The 18,138-nt window shown below is 64.2% G+C and carries 14 protein-coding genes and 1 pseudogene; 9 read left to right on the top strand and 6 right to left on the bottom strand.

Going from position 1 to position 18,138, the window contains the following annotated elements:
• Positions 1-22 precede the first annotated feature (22 nt).
• A complete protein-coding gene (locus LMTR13_RS07395) occupies positions 23-580 on the bottom strand; it encodes a carboxymuconolactone decarboxylase family protein (RefSeq protein ID WP_065727318.1) in 558 nt (185 codons plus the stop codon).
• Between the two features lie 92 nt (positions 581-672).
• Here LMTR13_RS07395 and LMTR13_RS07390 point away from each other — a divergent pair, with 92 nt between their 5' ends.
• Complete coding sequence (locus LMTR13_RS07390) at positions 673-1,596, top strand: LysR family transcriptional regulator (RefSeq protein WP_065727317.1); 924 nt, start codon at positions 673-675, stop codon at positions 1,594-1,596.
• Positions 1,597-1,694: 98 nt separating this feature from the next.
• Here the strand turns inward: LMTR13_RS07390 and LMTR13_RS07385 are convergent, their stop codons facing one another.
• Positions 1,695-2,312 (bottom strand): glutathione S-transferase family protein, encoded by a 618-nt coding sequence (locus LMTR13_RS07385; RefSeq protein ID WP_065727316.1) that lies wholly within the window; start codon positions 2,310-2,312, stop codon positions 1,695-1,697.
• Positions 2,313-2,475: 163 nt separating this feature from the next.
• Between LMTR13_RS07385 and LMTR13_RS07380 the strand changes: the two genes are divergently transcribed.
• Positions 2,476-3,765, top strand: a complete 1,290-nt coding sequence (locus tag LMTR13_RS07380; RefSeq protein ID WP_065727315.1) for a flavin-dependent oxidoreductase — start codon at positions 2,476-2,478, stop codon at positions 3,763-3,765.
• Positions 3,766-3,907: 142 nt separating this feature from the next.
• Here LMTR13_RS07380 and LMTR13_RS07375 read toward each other — a convergent pair whose 3' ends face one another.
• Positions 3,908-5,293 carry an FAD-binding oxidoreductase gene (locus LMTR13_RS07375; RefSeq protein WP_065727314.1) on the bottom strand — a complete coding sequence of 462 codons (1,386 nt, stop codon included), beginning with the start codon at positions 5,291-5,293 and terminating at the stop codon, positions 3,908-3,910.
• A 162-nt stretch (positions 5,294-5,455) separates the two neighbouring features.
• The gene (locus LMTR13_RS40315) at positions 5,456-5,620 is read right to left on the bottom strand and encodes a hypothetical protein (RefSeq protein ID WP_156795468.1); all 165 of its coding nucleotides are present in this window, start codon (positions 5,618-5,620) and stop codon (positions 5,456-5,458) included.
• Positions 5,621-6,015: 395 nt separating this feature from the next.
• On the opposite strand from LMTR13_RS40315, the gene LMTR13_RS07370 reads away from it, so the two are divergent.
• Positions 6,016-9,339 (top strand): adenylate/guanylate cyclase domain-containing protein, encoded by a 3,324-nt coding sequence (locus LMTR13_RS07370; RefSeq protein ID WP_065727313.1) that lies wholly within the window; start codon positions 6,016-6,018, stop codon positions 9,337-9,339.
• A 444-nt stretch (positions 9,340-9,783) separates the two neighbouring features.
• Here the strand turns inward: LMTR13_RS07370 and LMTR13_RS07365 are convergent, their stop codons facing one another.
• Together LMTR13_RS07365 and mutY are read right to left on the bottom strand one after the other, a co-directional pair.
• Entirely contained in the window at positions 9,784-10,215 is a 432-nt protein-coding gene (locus LMTR13_RS07365) for a PaaI family thioesterase (RefSeq protein WP_065727312.1), read from the bottom strand.
• 75 nt (positions 10,216-10,290) lie between these two features.
• Positions 10,291-11,385 carry an A/G-specific adenine glycosylase gene (gene mutY / locus LMTR13_RS07360; RefSeq protein WP_065727311.1) on the bottom strand — a complete coding sequence of 365 codons (1,095 nt, stop codon included), beginning with the start codon at positions 11,383-11,385 and terminating at the stop codon, positions 10,291-10,293.
• Positions 11,386-11,458: 73 nt separating this feature from the next.
• Between mutY and LMTR13_RS38730 the strand changes: the two are divergent.
• The 6 genes and pseudogenes from LMTR13_RS38730 to LMTR13_RS07335 all read left to right on the top strand — a co-directional run bounded on the left by LMTR13_RS38730 (position 11,459) and on the right by LMTR13_RS07335 (position 18,116).
• Positions 11,459-11,744 (top strand): annotated as a pseudogene (locus LMTR13_RS38730) (type II toxin-antitoxin system RelE/ParE family toxin).
• Complete coding sequence (locus tag LMTR13_RS07355) at positions 11,716-12,036, top strand: HigA family addiction module antitoxin (protein WP_065727310.1); 321 nt, start codon at positions 11,716-11,718, stop codon at positions 12,034-12,036. Before LMTR13_RS38730 ends, LMTR13_RS07355 begins: the two are co-directional and overlap by 29 nt.
• 31 nt (positions 12,037-12,067) lie before the next feature.
• A complete protein-coding gene (locus LMTR13_RS07350; protein ID WP_065727309.1) occupies positions 12,068-12,547 on the top strand; it encodes a DUF721 domain-containing protein in 480 nt (159 codons plus the stop codon).
• Between the two features lie 117 nt (positions 12,548-12,664).
• On the top strand, positions 12,665-13,321 hold the full coding sequence (locus LMTR13_RS07345; RefSeq protein ID WP_065727308.1) for a DsbA family protein: 657 nt from the start codon (positions 12,665-12,667) through the stop codon (positions 13,319-13,321).
• A gap of 226 nt (positions 13,322-13,547) precedes the next feature.
• Positions 13,548-17,012: a chromosome segregation SMC family protein gene (locus LMTR13_RS07340; protein WP_065732500.1), complete on the top strand. Its 3,465-nt coding sequence runs from the start codon at positions 13,548-13,550 to the stop codon at positions 17,010-17,012.
• Between the two features lie 135 nt (positions 17,013-17,147).
• Positions 17,148-18,116 (top strand): small ribosomal subunit Rsm22 family protein, encoded by a 969-nt coding sequence (locus tag LMTR13_RS07335; RefSeq protein WP_065727307.1) that lies wholly within the window; start codon positions 17,148-17,150, stop codon positions 18,114-18,116.
• Positions 18,117-18,138 lie beyond the last annotated feature (22 nt).

The following is an 18,138-nucleotide window of genomic DNA, read 5'->3' as shown; positions in this document are numbered from 1 at the left end:
TTTCTTCCGCGGTTGATGGATATCAGGCGGCCGGAAACAGCCGGCTGACGTTGGGCTCGGGCGGCAAGCGCAGCCCGTTGGCGAGATAGCCGACCGTCCGGTAGTAGCCGGCGAGCAGCAGCAGCTCGAGGATGGCTTCATCCTCGAATGCGGCCTGCAGTGCAGGCCACAGTTCGTCGCTGATATCGCAAGTGTCGTGCAGCTCGTCGGCGAGGCGGATCAGGAGCGCATCGTCGGCTTCCCAGCAGGCGCTATCGGCGTTGCCGTGCACCGTCGCCTTGACCTGTGCTTCGGTCAGTCCCGCCTCGCTCGCAAAATAATGGACGCGCATGCCCCATTCATATTCGCAAGCACAGCGCGCAGTGACGCGATGCAGCAGCACCTCGCGCTGCCGGATGCTGAGCCTTGTTCCGGAAAGATAGCTCGGCGCGCCGCGAATGAAGCGTTCGAACAGCTCGGGATGTCGCGCGAGCGTGGTGAACAGGCGAAAGGGCGGCATCCAGGATCGCGGCATGCGATCGAAGGCGGCCTGAACTTTGTCGCGATAAGGCATTGTGGCCGGCGCCAGTCGTGCAGTCATGCGGGCTAGTCTCGATATTTCGAATGCCCGCTATCCTCGGCCGCTTCTTCTCATTCTTCCAATTGATAGTCTATATAGTATATATTCATTGTATGAATTTGAATTCGCTTGACCTCAATCTATTGGTCGCGCTCGACGCGCTGCTCAGGGAAGCCAATGTCAGCCGCGCCGCGATGCGGATCGGGTTGTCGCAGCCGGCCGCCAGTCACGCGCTGCAGCGGCTGCGCGACCTAATCGGCGACCCGCTGCTGGTTCGTAACGGTGCGCGTATGGAGCTGACGCCGCGGGCCCAGGCGCTGCGCGCGCCGCTCGCGCAGACGCTGGATCAGGTGCGCGCGCTGTTCATCGCCGACGAGTTCGACGCCGCAAGGAGCGAGCGTCAGTTTCGCCTGATGATGCCGGACCTCGCGGTCGAACTCCTGATGCCGCCGCTGATGGAGAAAATCACCAAGGCGGCGCCGAACGTGCGGATCGACGTGGTACCGTGGCGGGGTCCCGCGATTTTCACGCCGGAATTCGCCCGCACCATTGACCTCGTGATCTCGATCGGTAACGCGTTCACGGGGTTCCACCGGCAACGGCTCTACACCGACGGCGATGCTCTCGCCGTCCGGCGTGGCCATCCCGCCGGAGCAAGGCTGAAACGGATCGAGACGTTTCTCGATGCGCGGCATGTCGCGGTCGTGATCCGCGGCCAGAGCGATGACCTGATCGACATGTGGTTGCGTCCCAAGGGCATCGAGCGGCGGATTGCGCTGGTGGTGCCCGGCTATATCGAGGCGCTGCATGTCGCCGCGCGCACCGATCTTGTCGCCTTCGTGCCGCGCCGCCTGATAGCCGCGCTGTCGAAGCAATTGTCGCTCGCGACGGTCACACCGCCGCTCGATCCCGGCATCGACGAGCAGTTCATGTTCTACCCGACCCGCGCCCAGATGGATCCCGGCTCGATCTGGCTACGCAACATCATGCTCGGCATCGGCCGCGAGATGGAGCGGGCGTCCAAGCGCGCTGCATAGGGTGGGCAAAGGAGCGCAGCGACGTGCCCACCATCCCCGTGGAGTTTGAGGATACATGGTGGGCACAGCGCAAGAGCGCCTTTGCCCACCCAACGAAATCATGCCTTCTCCTCCGCCAGCACCTTCTGCACCGCCGGCCGCTCTTCCATCCGCTTGCGATGCGCGACGACCTTCGGCAGCTTGGATAGATCGACGCCATCGCCCTCCAGCCAGCCCGCGATGGTGTAGAGATAGGGGTCGCAGATCGTGTACTGCTCGCCCATCACCCACGGCCCCTTCAGCATGTCGCGCTCGATGAGCGCGAAGCCGGCCGACATGGTTTCCGGCACCTTGCGCTTCATGTCGGCGAACGAAGACTCCTCGGCCGCCCAGCGAGAGCCGCGCATCTTGTGGGCATGCGACACGTGCACGGTGGAACAGAGATAGCTGTTGAACGACTGGGCCTGCGCGAACGCGAAGGGATCATCGGGCACGAGCTTCGCTTTCGGAAAATCGCTCGCAATGAAAGCGAGGATCGCCGGCGTCTCGGTCAGGGTGCCGCGGTCCGTCACCAGCGCAGGCACGCGCCCCTTCGGATTGATCGCGAGATATTCCGGGGTGGTCTGCTGGCTGTTCTTGAAGTCGAGCCGCTCTGCCGTGTAGGGGGCGCCGGCCTCTTCCAGAGCGATATGCGATGCGAGTGCGCAGGTGCCGGGGGCGTAGTAGAGCTTGAACATGGCTGTCCTCTTCGGTCGGGAACCGGAGGTTAGCGGCCCGCCGTTCCGCCGTCCACCCGAGCCCCGGCACAGCGACACCAGGCTTTCGCGGTTGCCCCCGGCGGCGCTGCCATGTCATGACGGTGCAAAGTCAATTTATTGTGGGGCGTATCGGGGGATTACCATGACTGTTCTCATCGCAGGCGGCGGCATTGGCGGGCTGACGCTGGCGCTCAGCCTGCACCAGATCGGCGTTCGGGCCAGAGTGTTCGAGAGCGTGCCGGAGCTGCGGCCGCTTGGCGTCGGCATCAACGTGCTGCCGCATGCGGTGCGCGAGCTGATCGAGCTCGGGCTGCATGACGTGCTCGACGCGGCCGCCGTCCGCACCAAGGAGCTCGCGTATTTCTCCAAGCATGGCAAGCCGATCTGGAGCGAGCCGCGCGGCATCGAGGCCGGTTACAAATGGCCGCAATTCTCGATCCATCGTGGCACACTGCAGCAGATTTTGCTCGACGCCGCGATCGAACGGCTGGGAAGGGAGAACATCCTGACCAGCCATCATCTCTCCGGCTGGGCGGAAACGGAGAACGGCGTCCGCGCCGAATTCATCGACAAGGCCACCGGCAAATCGAAAGGCCACCATGACGGCGCGCTGTTGATCGCGGCCGACGGCATCCATTCGGCGGTCCGTGAAAAGCTCTACCCCAACGAAGGCCCGCCGATCTGGAACGGTCGCATCCTGTGGCGCGGCATCACCGATAGCGACGCCTTCCTGTCCGGCCGCACCATGATCATGGCGGGCCATGAGATCCTGAAATTCGTCTGCTATCCGATTTCGAAGCAGGCCGACGGCGCCGGCAAGTTCCGGATCAACTGGGTGGCCGAGCGGCATATGCCGCCGACCTATCAGTGGCGGCGCGAGGACTACAACCGCACCGCAAAACTCGAAGAGTTTCTGCCGTGGTTCAAGGACTGGAAGTTCGACTGGCTCGATGTGCCCGGCCTGATCGAGAATTGCCCGCACGCCTACGAATATCCGCTGGTCGATCGCGATCCGATCCCGCAATGGACGTTCGGCCGCGTCACGCTGATGGGCGATGCTGCGCATCCGATGTACCCGATTGGCTCCAACGGTGCATCGCAGGCGATTCTGGACGCCCGCGTCATCACCCGCGAGATCCTCGAGAAAGGCACGACCAACGTCGCGTTATCAGCGTACGAAGCCGAGCGCCGGCCCGCCACCACCGACCTCGTGATGCTCAACCGCCGCAACGGTCCCGAGCAGGTGATGCAGATGGTCGAAGAGCGCGCGCCCAACGGCTACAACGTGGTGACCGACGTGCTCTCGCTGCAAGAGCTGGAAGACATCGCCGCCAACTACAAGCGCGTCGCCGGCTTCCAGGTCGAAGGCCTCAACGCCAAACCGCCAATCGTCCAGATCATGCGGGAAGCGCCGCGGGCGAGCGCGGGATGACCCGGTCATTCTATCTCTTCGTCGGCGCAGGCGAGCACTACCGGGAGTGCATCGGCATAACGAAGCCCGGAGCATTCTTTCGTTCCATGAAACGAAAGAACGCTCCGACAGTAATTTTGCCGAGACTGAACGGCGGCAACGTCTACGAATGCAGCGGCCTGATATTCTGGTTCATGTGGAAGAAGTTCTTCGGGTCGTACTTGGCCTTTAAGGCGACGAGGCGGTCGTAATTTTCACCGTAAGTGGCCTTGAGTCTGTTGTCATCTCCATCGTCCATCATGAAGTTCACATAGCAGCCGTCGGCCGAATAGGGATGCACGGCCTCCCAGTAGCCCTTGGTCCAGCGCGTGATTTCGCCCGCCTTTTGCGGATTGGGATCGATACCCGCAATGACCATCGACCAGGTCGCGTCGCGCGTGTTCCAGGCGGTGTCGCTCTTGCCGACGCGACGGACAGCGCCGTCGATCGGATAAAGATGCATGAGCGAGAGCGCGCTGGGCAGTTTCTGTGCCTGGGCGATATGGGCGTCGATCGCTCCGTCGGTCAGTTCCTTCACGAAATCGCCGCGCCAGTACCATTGCAGGCCCTTGGGGAAGAACGGATCGAACATGGACTGGAGGGCCGGATAGGGCATCTCACCCATCCAGTTGAAGAGCGGCGCGGGCAGCGCTCCGAGCAACTTGGCCATGACCGCCTGGCCGTCTGCTGTCGCGCCATTGTAGCAGGCGATGATGGCGCAGGCGCGCTTGCCCTGATGCTCCGCTGGGAACGGGTCCACCGGTGGAACAGTCTTCAAGCCGACAAAGGCCCCGAGCTCCTCGGGAGCGCCAGGCAGGAAATCCCGGTACGTCTGCATGACAGTCCGCGCATCCTTGAGATCCCAGAAGACTGGACCGGCATAGACCATGTTCACCGGATGGGCCTGGAACAGGAAGCTTGTGACGATGCCAAAATTGCCGCCGCCGCCGCGCAGACCCCAGTAGAGATCAGCGTTCTCTGATTTGTTCGCGGTGACAATGCGACCGTCGGCGAGCACGACGTCCGCCTCGAGCAGATTGTCGATGGTGAGGCCGTGCTTGCGGGTGAGGTATCCGGTGCCGCCGCCGAGCGTGAGGCCGGCGATACCGGTCGTCGAGACGATACCGGCCGGCACAGCGAGCCCATAGACATGTGTGGCGTGGTCCACATCGCCCTGCGTGCAGCCGGGACCGACGCGGACAGTACGGGCGGTGGGATTGACCCGCACGCCCTTCATCATCGACATGTCGATCATCAGCCCGTTGTCGACACTACTGAGGCCCGGCCCGTTATGCCCGCCTCCGCGAATCGCGACCGTGAGATCGTTTTGCGTTGCAAACTCGACCGCGGTGACAACGTCAGCGACATCAGTGCATCGCGCAATCATCTCCGGACTCTTATCGATCATCCCGTTGTAGAGGCTCCGCACGGCTTCATAGTCGGCGTCCGTTCGCCTGATGACGGGGCCGCGCATGCTGCCGATGAAGGCTTCAGTGGCCGTGGCTTGCATGATCTCCTCCTGTTTTCGCACAATGATCGGCTAGTTGGGCTAGGTGGCCTTAAGTGGGACTTACGTCCTCCCAGCGCCAATCGCTCGGAAGCCAGCCGAACGCTGTGCCGGTGCGAACGACATGGCCGAGTCCGGGGAACGGCAAGTGGTAGCTCGAGACCATCACCTTCTCGCTCGCGCATCGATCGAGGAAGGCGCGGCGTGTCTTCGCGCCTTGATCGAGATCCAGGTCGAACCGCCGCGCCAGTCGGGGTGCTGGAAGGCGACAGCGAGCCCGGTGACGGCGCTTCCGGCAACTGCAAGGAAATGACGACGATTAAGCGACATCTTCTCCTCCCTTGAAGCGGCGTTTGACCGCGGGACGGCAGAGATCGCTGACGATATGGGCCGCTCCGCAAGGGCAGTACGGCTTCAACCCACTCGACTATTATGCTTTTAGCTTAGCACGATGGTCCTCGGATTAAACACCGCTTCGACACTCGCTCCGATCAATTCTTCACCAATGCGTCGGTTGTCTGATCCGGTCCTGTGAACCAGAGACGGACATTTCTGGACCGCGGATGCAATTCCGCGGGGCAGATGTTCGAATCCTAGCGGCCGGGTTGTCGATCGGAGCCGGTAAACGAGTCGGTTGCGACCAGTAGCGCAGGCGAGCAATCGCCGCGCAGTGTCCCATTTTCTGCTAAACTTCACAGCGGGGATGGCTGCCGGAGCGTCGCGCAATGGACGTCGCGCAGTGGCTTCAAGACCTCGGCCTTGCCAACTATACAGCGCTGTTCCGCGAGCAGGCCATCGATGCGGACGTGTTGCCGTCGCTCACGGACGCCGACTTCGAGAAGCTTGGTCTGCCGCTCGGGCACCGAAAAAGGTTGCTAGCGGCGATCGCTGCGCTGGAGCCTGCGGCGTCGTCCACCGCCTCAATCCGGCGGCCGTCGTACGCGGAACGCCGCCAGCTCACTGTAATGTTCGTCGACCTTGTCGGCTCGACATCCCTTTCCACGCGGCTCGATCCTGAGGATATGCGGGAGACGCTGACCGCCTACCAGAACACTGTTGCGGGCGAGATCGCACGCTTCGACGGACACCTTGCCAAGTTCATGGGTGACGGCGTGCTGGCCTACTTCGGCTGGCCGCGCGCGCACGAGGATGAGGCCGAAAGAGCGGTGGCAGCCAGCCTGGCGACTGTCGAGGCCGTGGACCGTCTGCGGTCGCCTGACGGCCGCCCGCTTGCCGCACGGGTCGGGATCGCGACAGGACTCGTCGTCGTAGGTGATCTACATGGCACTGGCGCGGCGCAGGAGGAAGCGGTCGTCGGCGACACCCCGAACCTCGCCGCCCGTCTGCAGGCCGTAGCCGGGAGCGGCGAAGTCGTCGTCGCTGAGCAAACACGGCGGCTGATCGGCGGGCTGTTCGAGCTCGAAGACCTCGGACCTTGCGAACTGCGGGGCTTCGCAGAACCGATCAACGCTTGGCGGATCGTCCGCAAGCGCGCAGCGGAGAGCCGCTTCGAGGCACTCCACACAGCCGGTCTGAGCCCGCTCGTTGGGCGAGACCAGGAACTCGGACTTCTCCTCGGGCGCTGGCACCTCGCCAGGAACGGCGAGGGTCAGGCGCTACTTCTCGCCGGGGAGGCCGGAATCGGCAAATCGCGACTCATCGAGGCGCTCCGAGAGCGGATCACCGACGAGCCGCACACTCGAATCTCTCATCGTGCCTCGCCCTACCACGCCAATACCGTGCTCTGGCCATTCATCGATCAGCTTGAGCGAGCGGCGGCGTTCGAGCGTGACGACACGCCTCCGATGCGGCTCTCCAAGCTCGTGTCATTGCTTGCACAAGGGACCGACGATCTCACCGAAGCCGTTCCACTTATCGCGGCTCTCCTCGACATACCGACGGACGGTCGATACAAGCCGCTCGACCTCATGCCGCAGACCCAGAAGCGCAAGACACTGGAGGTGCTTCTCGCACAGCTCGAAGGGCTGGCCCAGCGTCGTCCGGTTCTCTCAGTGCTTGAGGACGCGCACTGGTTCGATCCAACATCGCTCGAGCTCCTCGGACTGATCCTAGAGCGGGTCCAGCACCTGCCGGTGCTCGCAATCATCACGTTCCGGCCGGAGATGACGCCGCCCTGGCCGTCCTTCCCGCACGTAACGGCCTTGACGCTTAATCGCCTTGCGCGCCGGGCTGCGGCAACACTTGTCGAGCAAACGTCAGGCGGGCGCCGCCTTTCTCCGGCAGTGGTGGACGAGATTGCCGCGAAGACCGAGGGCGTTCCGCTTTTCATCGAAGAACTCACCAAGACCGTGTTGGAATCGGGCATGCTGCGCAATACGCCCGAGGGTCTCGCGCTGGGCACATCGCGAGGCGCACTTGCCATTCCGGCGAGCCTGCAGGATTCTCTGATGGCCCGGCTCGATCATTTGGCTTCGGCCAAGGATCTGGTCCAGGTCGGCGCGGCCATCGGCCGTGAGTTCACCTACGAGCTCCTCGATGCAGTCGCTGCACGAGAACCGGCTGATCTCGACCAGGCGCTCGCCCGGCTCGTAAAGTCGGAGCTCGTCTTTCAGCGCGGCACACCGCCCGAGGCGGTCTATACGTTCAAGCATGCTCTGGTCCAGGATGTCGCCTACGCCTCGCTGCTCAAGAGTCGACGGAGCGAGCTCCACGGTCGGATTGCCGCCGTCCTCGAGGCGCGGTTCGCCGATCTTGTCGCGCGTCAGCCCGAGCTCCTAGCGCACCATCTCACAGCAGCCGGGCATGCCGATCGGGCAATCGACTTCTGGTTACGGGCCGGACAGCTCGCGGTTGGCCGATCGGCGAACAGGGAAGCGATAAGTCATCTGACCACCGCCCTCGAGATGCTCGGGAACCGCCCGCCAACTGACGAGCAGTTGGGCCGCGAGCTTGAGGTGCAGATTGCACTGGGTCCTCCGCTGACCGCGACGAAAGGCTTTGCCGCTCCCGAGGTCGAGGCGGCGCACGTCAGAGCGGAGCATCTGGCGCGACGGTTCGGGCATCGTCGCCACCTCGTGAGGGCGTTGCGCGGCCTATGCTACGTGAATCACGTACGCGGTCGCATCCTCCGCGTAAGCGAGCTGGGTTCCGAGCTTGTCGACCTGGCCGAACAAAGCGACGTCGTGATGCAGGCCGACGCGCACAACGCCCTCGCGTTCAATCTATTCCATCAGGGCGAGCACCAATCGGCGCGCGAGCACTTGGAGATCAGCAGTGCAAAGATCGTGCAGGCTGGCGATCCAGCCAACGCCTTGTCGCGCGGGGTCAACATTCACGTGTTCGGCCGCGCCTATCGGGCTCATGTCGACTGGCATCTTGGGTTCGCGGACGCCGCGCTTCGGGCAGCGCAGGATGCGATCGATCTGGCCCATCGTCTCGTCCACCCATTTAGCATGGCCGTGGCGCTCGCTTATGCGGCGATGCTGCACCAGTTCCGTCGCGAGCCCGCGGAAGTCCGCGCTCGTGCCGATGCAGTTCGCTCAATCTGTGCCGAACACGGGTTCAGCTATTATCACGCCTGGGCCACCATCATGAATGGCTGGGCTGTCGCCGAGGACGGCGACGTCGAGGATGGTATTGCACGGGTTCGCGTCGGTGTGCGGGACCTGCGGGCCACCGGGGCTGAGCTGCGTTTACCGTATTATTTGGGAATCCTTGGCGATCTTTACCGCCGCGCGCAACGGCTTGAAGATGCGATCGTCACTCTCGCTGAGGCCCGCTCGGCCGCCGAGCGCAATGAGGAGCATTGGGCCGACGCCAGTCTGCACCTGCTCGAGGGCGATCTCGCTCTGGCAACCCAGGACCGAGCGCAGGCGGAACACTGCATCCGGCGCGCCATGGAGAGCGCACAAGTCCAAAATGCCCGCGCGCTTCTTCTGCGAGGCAGCACAAGGCTGGCGCGACTTCTGGCGGAGGACGATGGACGAACGGTAGTTTACGATGAACTCGCCAAGATCTACGGCTCGTTCACCGAGGGCTTCGAAACCGTCGATTCCCGCGAGGCCAGGGCCGTGCTCGATGGCATTTGACAGCACCTGGAAAAATCACACGAAGGTCGTATTGGCCAAGAATCGAGTTCGGCCGGCGGTATCGGCGGACTCAATTTTGACCCCGAGTGTCCTCCGCTCAAGAATCCCCGTCTACATTCACATCACGCTTCTTGCTCGTGACTGAGCGGTTGCGCAAGGGTCCAACCGCCAGACCGATGCCAAGGCGCTCGGCCCCTGATATCCGGTGGCTGTTTCAGGGTTACTTCATCAGTCGTGGACGACGACTGCGTCGGCACCGCAGAATTGGCTCGCATCCGCAATAGGACAAAAAGCTTGACGGAATCAGGAGCCCGACGAAGCCCGCCTCGCGCGGCGAGCACAGCGGAACAATGCGCGCAGTATCAGTCATGTGACGCTGCCAGCGGCGCGCTCGCGCGGCAACGAGCCGTGAGGCTTGCGACCGAGCGACAGCGACGAACCTCTTCACCTCTCGTCGTACCGAACGGCCTTCGCCGTCTCGACCAGCCGCGCGCTGGTCGTTGCCGTTGCCAGTAGCGTGCCATCCTCGGCCGTCAGCCGTCCCTCGACGAAGGCGACAGTCTTGCCGAGCTGAGTGACCTTGGCCTCGCCAACAATCATTCCCGGCCTGGCCGGCACCAGAAAATTCACCGTCATGGTGATGGTCGCCGTGTAGAGCCTTCCCTCGGTCATGGCGAACACCGCAGGTCCCATCGTGTCGTCGAGCATCGCCGAGAGAATGCCGCCCTGCACGAAGCCGGCCGGGTTGCAGAAATCCCGCTTGCCGTCGAAGCCGATGCGGATCCAGCCGTCCTTCGGCCGCGCGTCAAGCAGATGCCAGCCGAGCAATTTGGAAGATGGCGGGGCGGTAAAATTGTCGAAGACAGTGCTGATCATGGGAACCTCCGTGAGGCTCACTCCTAACGCAGCCCTCCTGCCAGCATGGTGTCAGCAGCGAGCAGCCTCGCAGCTTCAAATGTCCAGCCCGTGCGCGATGGCCTTGCGCATCACATTGGGCAACGCCTCGTCAGCAAGCGTAGCAATCGGCACCCAGCGCATGCCTTCCGGTGCGCGCGTGCGCGTGGCTACATCGGCGGTGTAGATCACGAGCTCGAGCGGAAAATGCGTGAATACGTGAGTGATAACGCCCGTTTTGCGGTGCCAGCACGTCACGCCGTTGAGCTCAGGCGCCTGGTTGAGCGCCATTTTGTCGTCCTGCCCGGCGAGCCAGGCGGAGCCAGGTACTTCGGTCATGCCTCCGAGCAGGCCCTTTTCAGCCCTAGTGCGAACGAGGAGTTCATCGCCACGCCTGACGATGAAGGCGGCCCCGCGGCGCAGCGTTCCCGCCCTTTTCGGCGCCTTGCGCGGAAACGTCTCCTGATCGCCGCGCGAGCGGGCGGCACAATCATCGTTCAAAGGGCACAGCGCGCAGGCCGGCTTTTTCGGCGTACAGATCGAAGAGCCGAGATCCATCAAGGCTTGCGCGCTGTCGCCAGCACGCGAGGGGCCGAGCAATGTCGATGCCAATTCCCCGATCAGCGGCTTCGTCTGCGGCAGCGGTTCTTCCACTGCGTAAAGCCGCGACACCACGCGCTCGATATTGCCGTCGACCGGCATGGTTCGGATATCGAACGCGATCGCTGCGATCGCCTTCGCCGTGTAAGGCCCGATCCCGGGCAATTGGCGCAGGCCCTCCTCGGTATCGGGAAATATCCCGCCATGGTCGCGCAGCACGGCGACCGCGCAGGCATGCAGATTGCGCGCCCGCGAATAATAACCGAGCCCGGCCCACATCCGCAGCACGTCATCCAGCGAGGCGCGGCCGAGCGCAGCGACGTCGGGCCAGCGCGCCAGAAATTTTGCAAAATACGGCCCGACCGTTTTGACGCCGGTCTGCTGCAGCATGATTTCGGACAGCCAGACCCGATATGGATCGGCCCGCTCGCCCGCTGCCGCCCGCCACGGCAAGCGACGGCGATGACGGTCATACCAGTCGAGCAGCAGCGCGGGACGGGAGGCGCCTTCGGCAACAACAAACTTCTTTTTGGTGACGATTGTTAAGGACACATCTCACTCTAGGGTCGGAACGTCGCAATTGCCAGACCTTGCAGACTATAACGCAACGCGTTATAGTCATAATTTGATTCAGAGCTTCGCGAATGCCGAGACGAGATTAATCTGGTCCGGCCAGCGCAGCCGAAGACTTCCAGCCGACATCCAGAACGTGGCGCTGCGGAAGCTTCGTCTTTTGAATCAGGCCCGGGTGCTTGGCGATCTCCGTGTTCCGCCCGGCAATCGCCTCGAGGCCTTGAAGGCGGACCGGCACGGACAACATTCGATCCGGATCAACGACCAATGGCGCATCTGTTTCGTCTGGACTGAGGGAGGACCGACCCCATGTCGAAATCGTCGACTACCACGATTAAGAGCGCGCTTCTTCGAAACCCGCATCCGGGTGAGATTCTGCTTGAAGAATTCCTCAAACCGATGGGACTGAGCCAGAACGGACTGGCTCGTGCCGTGCACGTTGCGCCGCGCCGCATCAACGAGATTGTGCTCGGCAAGCGGGACATCACCGCCGATACTGACCTTCGGCTCGCGCGCTATTTTGGTCTATCCGAAGGATTCTTTCTGGGCCTGCAAATGGACTACGACCTGATGCAGCGACGGCGCGAGATCGACCGCGATCTGAAAGCCATTCGTCCGCGCGCGGCGTGACCCGGATCGCCTCCGCCGATATAATTGCCTCATGTCCAGACCCGGCCCGATCTCCGCAAAGCCTCTTTCCGTCCTGCTCAGCGACGTATTCTCGGACGCCTATGCCAAACAGGGGTTTGCCGCACGCGAGCTGGTGACGCGCTGGGCCGATATCGCCGGGCCCGAGATCGCCGCCCACTCCGAGCCGTTGAAGATGCAGTGGCCGCGGCCGGTGGAGGGGCAGCCGCAGGAACCGGCAACCCTGGTGCTGCGGGTGGAGGGCCCGATGGCGCTGGAGATCCAGCATTCGTCCGACGTGATCCTGCAACGGGTCAACCGCTTTTTCGGCTGGAGCGCGGTCGGCCGGCTGGCGCTGCGGCAGGCGCCGCTGTCGCGCCGGAATCGCCCTGCGCCGCCTCGCGCGCCGGACCCGAAATCGGTGGCGAAAGTCGCCGAAACGTTGTCGGCGGTCGAGGACGAGGAACTGCGCGCCGCGCTGGCGCGGCTTGGCGCCGTGATCAAGCGAAATTGAGCCTTTTGCGCGGCGCGGCCGGCGCAGCCCGCCATTGCCACAACCGGCGTTTCAAGCTAGCGAAGGCTTCTTTTTCGCAGTTCTTTCGGGCGTGAACGCGCCATTCGGGAGCAGACTTTGATGATCACGCGCCGCGCCTTCACCGCCGCTCTCTCGCTGACCGGGCTCGGCCTGCTCGCCGGCTTCTCGCCGCTGCGGCTGATCACGGACGCGGTGGCACAGAGCCCCGCCGACGTCGCCAAGCCGCAATCGCTGCCGGACATGGCGCTCGGCCCCGCCAACGCAACCGTGACCATCACCGAATATGCCTCGATGACCTGTCCGCACTGCGCGGCATTTGCCGAAAAGGTGTTCCCGAAGATCAAGTCGGAATTCATCGACAGCGGCAAGATCCGGTACGTGTTCCGCGAATTCCCGCTCGATATCAAAGCCGCCGCCGGATCGATGCTGGCGCGCTGCATTGCCAAGGACGACGCACCGAAATATTTCGCCGTGATCGACCTTCTGTTCAAACAGCAGAACGACTGGGTGGTGAAGAACACCACGGAGACGCTGACGCGGATCGGCAAGCAGGCCGGCCTTACGCAAACGCAGGTCGAGGATTGCCTGAAGGATCAGGCGCTGCTCGACAAGATCGCGGCCGACCAGAAATACGCCGCCGAGGTGCTGAAGGTACAGTCCACGCCGACCTTCTTCATCAATGGCGAGATGATCAAGGGCGAGCAGAGCTTCGAGGAGTTCGCAAAGCGCATCAACGCGATGCTGAAGAGCTGATTCGCGCGACCGGATTCATTCGAGCTGATAAGTCCAGCAAAAGGCGCCACACAAGCGCCTCAAATCCCTTGGGAAAAGCCCCGCGGGGGCGTTGCTCTCCGGCCTCGGCCTCGCCATTGTCGCGGCTCATAAGCGCCGCAACGGGCGGCTCATCCACACTGACATTGCCTTCTATGGTATTGTCACGGCAGGGAGATTCGCGCCCGGCCAACAGAGATTTGTGTTCATGAAACTCACGCGCCTCCGCCTCCACGGTTTCAAGTCGTTCGTCGAACCCACTGACTTCATGATCGAACCCGGCCTCACCGGTGTGGTCGGACCGAACGGCTGCGGCAAATCCAATCTGGTGGAGGCGCTGCGCTGGGCGATGGGCGAAACCTCGCACAAATCGCTGCGCGCCGCCGACATGGATGCGGTGATCTTCGCCGGTTCCGGCAACCGTCCGGCGCGCAACCACGCCGAAGTCACCATGACGATCGACAATGCCGATCGCACGGCGCCGGCTGCCGTCAATGACAGCCAGGTGCTGGAAATCTCTCGCCGCATCGAGCGCGAGGCCGGCTCGGTCTATCGCATCAACGGCCGCGACGTCCGCGCCCGCGACGTGCAGATTTTGTTTGCCGATGCCGCCACCGGCGCGCGTTCGCCGGCGCTGGTCCACCAGGGCAAGATCGGCGAGATCATCCAGGCCAAGCCGGAACAGCGCCGGCGCGTGCTGGAAGACGCGGCCGGCGTCGCCGGCCTACACGCCCGCCGCCACGAAGCCGAGTTGCGGCTGAAGGCGGCCGAAACCAACCTCACCCGCGTCGAGGACGTGATCGGGCAACTCTCCGGCCAGATCGACGGCCTGAAGAAGCAGGCACGCCAGGCCATCCGGTTCCGCGAAGTCGCCGCCAAGGTCCGCAAGGCGGAAGCCACGCTGTTCCACCTGCGCTGGCTGGAGGCCAATGCCGACGTCGCGGAAGCCGCGCATACGCACGACATCAACGTGCGCGAGATGGCCGAGCGCACCCGCGAGCAGGCCGAGGCCGCCCGCATCCAGGCGATCCGCGCTTCCGAACTGCCGGCCTTGCGCGAAGGCGAAGCCCGCGCCGCGGCGGGGCTGCAGCGCCTCACCAACGCGCGCGAACAGCTCGACCGAGAAGAAGAGCGCGCCAAGGAGCGTGTCGCCGAGCTCGACCGGCGGCTGAATCAGTTCGCGGCCGACATCGCCCGCGAACAGCAGCAGACTTCGGACGCCGAGGTCGCACTGCAGCGCCTCGACACCGAGGACGCCGAGTTGAAGGAAGAGATCAAGTCACGCGTCGAAAAGCGCTCCGGGGTCGACGAGCGCGTGTCGGAGGCGGAAGCGACACTGGCCGCGGCCGAGCGCATGTTCACCGAACTGACCACCGCGCTCGCCGACCTCACCGCCAAGCGCAACCAGTTAGAGGGCGGCGTGCGCACCCATCGCGACCGGCTGGCCCGGCTCGACCAGGAAATCGCCAGCGTCGCTGCCGACGAGCAAAAGCTTAGCGACGAGACCGGCAATCTCGGCGACATCGATGCGCTCGCTGCGGCCATGGAAACCGCGCAGGAAACGCTGGCCGTATCCGAAGCGGCCGCGCAAGCCAGCGAGACCGGCCACATCGCCGCGCGGCAGAAGCTCGAAGCTTCCCGCGCCCCGCTCACCGAGGCCGAAAAGCGCGTGCAGCGGCTGGAGACCGAAGCGCGCACGATTTCAAAACTCGTCAATGTCGAGACCAAGAATCTGTGGCCGCCGATCATCGATGGCGTCACCGTCGCCAAGGGCTATGAGAAGGCGCTTGGCGCCGTCCTCGGCGACGATCTCGACGCGCCGGTCGATCCCTCCGCGCCGATGCGCTGGACCAATGCCGGTTCGAGCTTCGACGATCCGGCCCTGCCGGCCGGCGTGGAGCCTCTGGCTGCGCATGTCGAGGCGCCGGCCGAACTGGCGCGCCGTCTCGCGCAGATCGGCGTCGTACCGAAGGAGCGCGGTGCGGAATTCGTCCCGCAATTGAAGACCGGCCAGCGGCTGGTGTCGCTGGAAGGCGACGTCTGGCGCTGGGACGGCTTTGTCGCGGCCGCGCATGCGCCGACCGGCGCCGCACGGCGTCTCGCCGAACGCGCCCGCCTGGTTGATATCGAACACGAGCTGGAACAGGCGCGCACCGACGCCACTGCCAAGCGGCAGGCCCTGGAAGACGCCGAGGCGGAACTGAAGGCAGCATCTGCCGCCGAAACCGCCGCCCGCGAGGCCTGGCGGGCCGCGCAGCGCGAAGCCGATGCGGCGCGCGAGCGCCATGCCGGGACCGAGCGTGAGATCAATCGCCACGCCGCGCGCAAATCCGCGCTGACCGAGGCCCATACCCGTCTCGCCGCCGACCGCAGCGAAGCGGAGGCTGCGCATGAGAGCGCTACTGCCGCGCTGACCGAACTGCCGCCGACGGATGAGACGGAAGCGAAACTGAGCGCCGTTCGCACCGAGATCGACGGACACCGCCGCTTTGCCGCGCAGGTGCGGGCCGAAGCCCAGGCGCTGGCGCGCGAAGCCGAATTGGCCGACAAGCGCGTGCAGGCGATCACTGCCGAACGCACCGAATGGCAGAACCGCAAGCAGAGCTCGGCCTCGCAGGTCGCCACCGTCGAGGCCCGCATCACCGAAGTGACGGCCGAGCGCGCCGAGCTCGAGAATGCGCCGGCCGTGTTTGCCGAAAAGCGCCGCGCGCTGATCAACGAAATCGAGTCCGCCGAAAGCGCGCGCCGCGTCGCCGCCGACGCGCTCGCTGCGGCGGAGAGCGTGATGGCGGAAACCGACCGCGAAGCCAAAGCCTCGCTCGAAGCGCTCTCCTCTGCCCGCGAGGCCTGCGCCCGCGCCGAGGAGCGCATGGAAGGCACCAAGCGCCGGCTTTCCGACATCGAGCGCGAAATCCACGACATGCTCGAAGTCGAGCCGCATGCGGTAGCGGCGCTGGCCGAGATCGAGCCCGGCGCGGAATTGCCGCCGCTTTCCGACATCGAGGAAAGCCTCGAAAAGCTGCGCCGCGACCGCGAGCGCCTTGGTGCCGTCAATCTGCGCGCCGAGGAAGAGCTGCGCGAGGTCGAAACCCAGCACACTGCGTTGACCACCGAGCGCGACGATCTGGTCGAAGCCATCAAACGGCTGCGCCAGGGCATCCAGAGCCTCAACAAGGAAGCCCGCGAGCGGCTGTTGACCTCGTTCGAGACTGTCAACGAGCACTTCAAGCGGCTGTTCGTCGAACTGTTCGGCGGCGGCGAAGCGGCGCTTCATCTGATCGAGAGCGACGATCCGCTGGAGGCCGGCCTCGAAATCATCGCCAAACCGCCCGGCAAGAAGCCGCAGACGCTGTCGCTGCTTTCGGGCGGCGAGCAGGCGCTGACGGCGCTGGCGCTGATCTTCGCCGTGTTCCTCACCAACCCATCGCCGATCTGCGTGCTGGACGAAGTCGACGCGCCGCTCGACGACCATAACGTCGAGCGATTCTGCAACCTGCTGCATGAGATGACGTCATCGACGGAAACCCGCTTCATCATCATCACCCACAATCCGATCACGATGGCGCGGATGAACCGGCTGTTCGGCGTCACCATGGCCGAACGCGGCGTCTCGCAACTGGTCTCTGTCGGCCTCGACGACGCCGTGAAGATTTTGGATCAGAACGTGGCGTGAGATTACGCTTTCGTTGCCACAACCAATGATGTCATCATCCGCGAAAGCGGATGATCCAGTACGCCGCGCAGCCTGTGATGGTCACAACCGTCCCGGCGTACTGGATGCCCGCCTTCGCGGGCATGACAAGACGAGATGACCTCACCCGACCTCCCCGCCGAACTGAAGGCCGCGCTCGACGGCAAGCTGCGGGGCTTTTCGCGCAGTGATGCCGCCGGCCGCGCGGCTTCGATCTCTCGGACCTATCGCAGCGGTGGCGGCTCCGGCACCATCCGCTCGGAAACAGATGCGCTCGCTTATGCGCTGGCACGGATGCCCGCGACCTACGCCGCAGTCATTGCCAGCCTGAACGCACTCGTCGAGATCAGGCCTGACCTCGCACCAGAAACTCTGCTCGATGTCGGCGCCGGGCCTGGAACGGCGACCTGGGCGGCGGCCGAAGCTTTCCCGTCGCTGCAGCATTTTACCATGCTCGACGCCAACGACGCGTTACGCACGCTGGCGCTGGATCTTGCCCGCGACAGCACCCGGCTACGTAATACCGACTACCAGCGCGGCGAGGCCCGCGCCGTGCTTGCCAAAGCGGATGCGGCAGACCTTGTCGTGGCAAGCTACATGATCGGCGAGATCAGCGATGCCGAGCAACGCGCGCTCGCCGAACTGTTGTGGCAGAAGACCCACGACACGCTGCTCGTCGTCGAACCCGGCACGCCCGCAGGCTATGCCCGGATCATCGCGCTGCGCGCGCATCTCATCGACCTGGGCGCACATGTCGCCGCCCCCTGCCCGCATGACAGCCAATGCCCGCTACAAGCACCGGACTGGTGCCATTTCACCCAGCGCGTGCAGCGGTCGCGCGCGCACAAGCAGGTCAAGGGCGCGGAGCTGCCGTTCGAGGATGAGCGGTTTTCTTATGTTGCGCTGACGCGCGCGCCGGTTGAACAGCACCCGGTGCGGGTGCTGGCGCAACCGGCCGTCAGCAAGGTCGAAATCACGGCGAAGCTGTGCACGCCGGAAGGTCTCAGCTTCGCGAAAGTGCCCCGCCGCGCCAAGGCGAACTATGCCAGCGCCCGCCGCTGGCGATGGGGCGATGCTGTTAATTGATCCGTCATTCCGGGGCGATGCG

The organism is Bradyrhizobium icense (assembly GCF_001693385.1).
Lineage (GTDB): Bacteria > Pseudomonadota > Alphaproteobacteria > Rhizobiales > Xanthobacteraceae > Bradyrhizobium > Bradyrhizobium icense.
This window is presented reverse-complemented; position numbering and strand designations above follow the sequence as displayed.

Bases quoted from the DNA above. Each gene is read 5' to 3' on its own strand.
- LMTR13_RS07395 (WP_065727318.1), bottom strand. From the start codon at position 580: ATGACTGCACGACTGGCGCCGGCCACAATGCCTTATCGCGACAAAGTT.
- LMTR13_RS07390 (WP_065727317.1), top strand. From the start codon at position 673: ATGAATTTGAATTCGCTTGACCTCAATCTATTGGTCGCGCTCGACGCG.
- LMTR13_RS07385 (WP_065727316.1), bottom strand. From the start codon at position 2,312: ATGTTCAAGCTCTACTACGCCCCCGGCACCTGCGCACTCGCATCGCAT.
- LMTR13_RS07380 (WP_065727315.1), top strand. From the start codon at position 2,476: ATGACTGTTCTCATCGCAGGCGGCGGCATTGGCGGGCTGACGCTGGCG.
- LMTR13_RS07375 (WP_065727314.1), bottom strand. From the start codon at position 5,293: ATGCAAGCCACGGCCACTGAAGCCTTCATCGGCAGCATGCGCGGCCCC.
- LMTR13_RS40315 (WP_156795468.1), bottom strand. From the start codon at position 5,620: ATGTCGCTTAATCGTCGTCATTTCCTTGCAGTTGCCGGAAGCGCCGTC.
- LMTR13_RS07370 (WP_065727313.1), top strand. From the start codon at position 6,016: ATGGACGTCGCGCAGTGGCTTCAAGACCTCGGCCTTGCCAACTATACA.
- LMTR13_RS07365 (WP_065727312.1), bottom strand. From the start codon at position 10,215: ATGATCAGCACTGTCTTCGACAATTTTACCGCCCCGCCATCTTCCAAA.
- LMTR13_RS07355 (WP_065727310.1), top strand. From the start codon at position 11,716: ATGTCGAAATCGTCGACTACCACGATTAAGAGCGCGCTTCTTCGAAAC.
- LMTR13_RS07350 (WP_065727309.1), top strand. From the start codon at position 12,068: ATGTCCAGACCCGGCCCGATCTCCGCAAAGCCTCTTTCCGTCCTGCTC.
- LMTR13_RS07340 (WP_065732500.1), top strand. From the start codon at position 13,548: ATGAAACTCACGCGCCTCCGCCTCCACGGTTTCAAGTCGTTCGTCGAA.
- LMTR13_RS07335 (WP_065727307.1), top strand. From the start codon at position 17,148: ATGACCTCACCCGACCTCCCCGCCGAACTGAAGGCCGCGCTCGACGGC.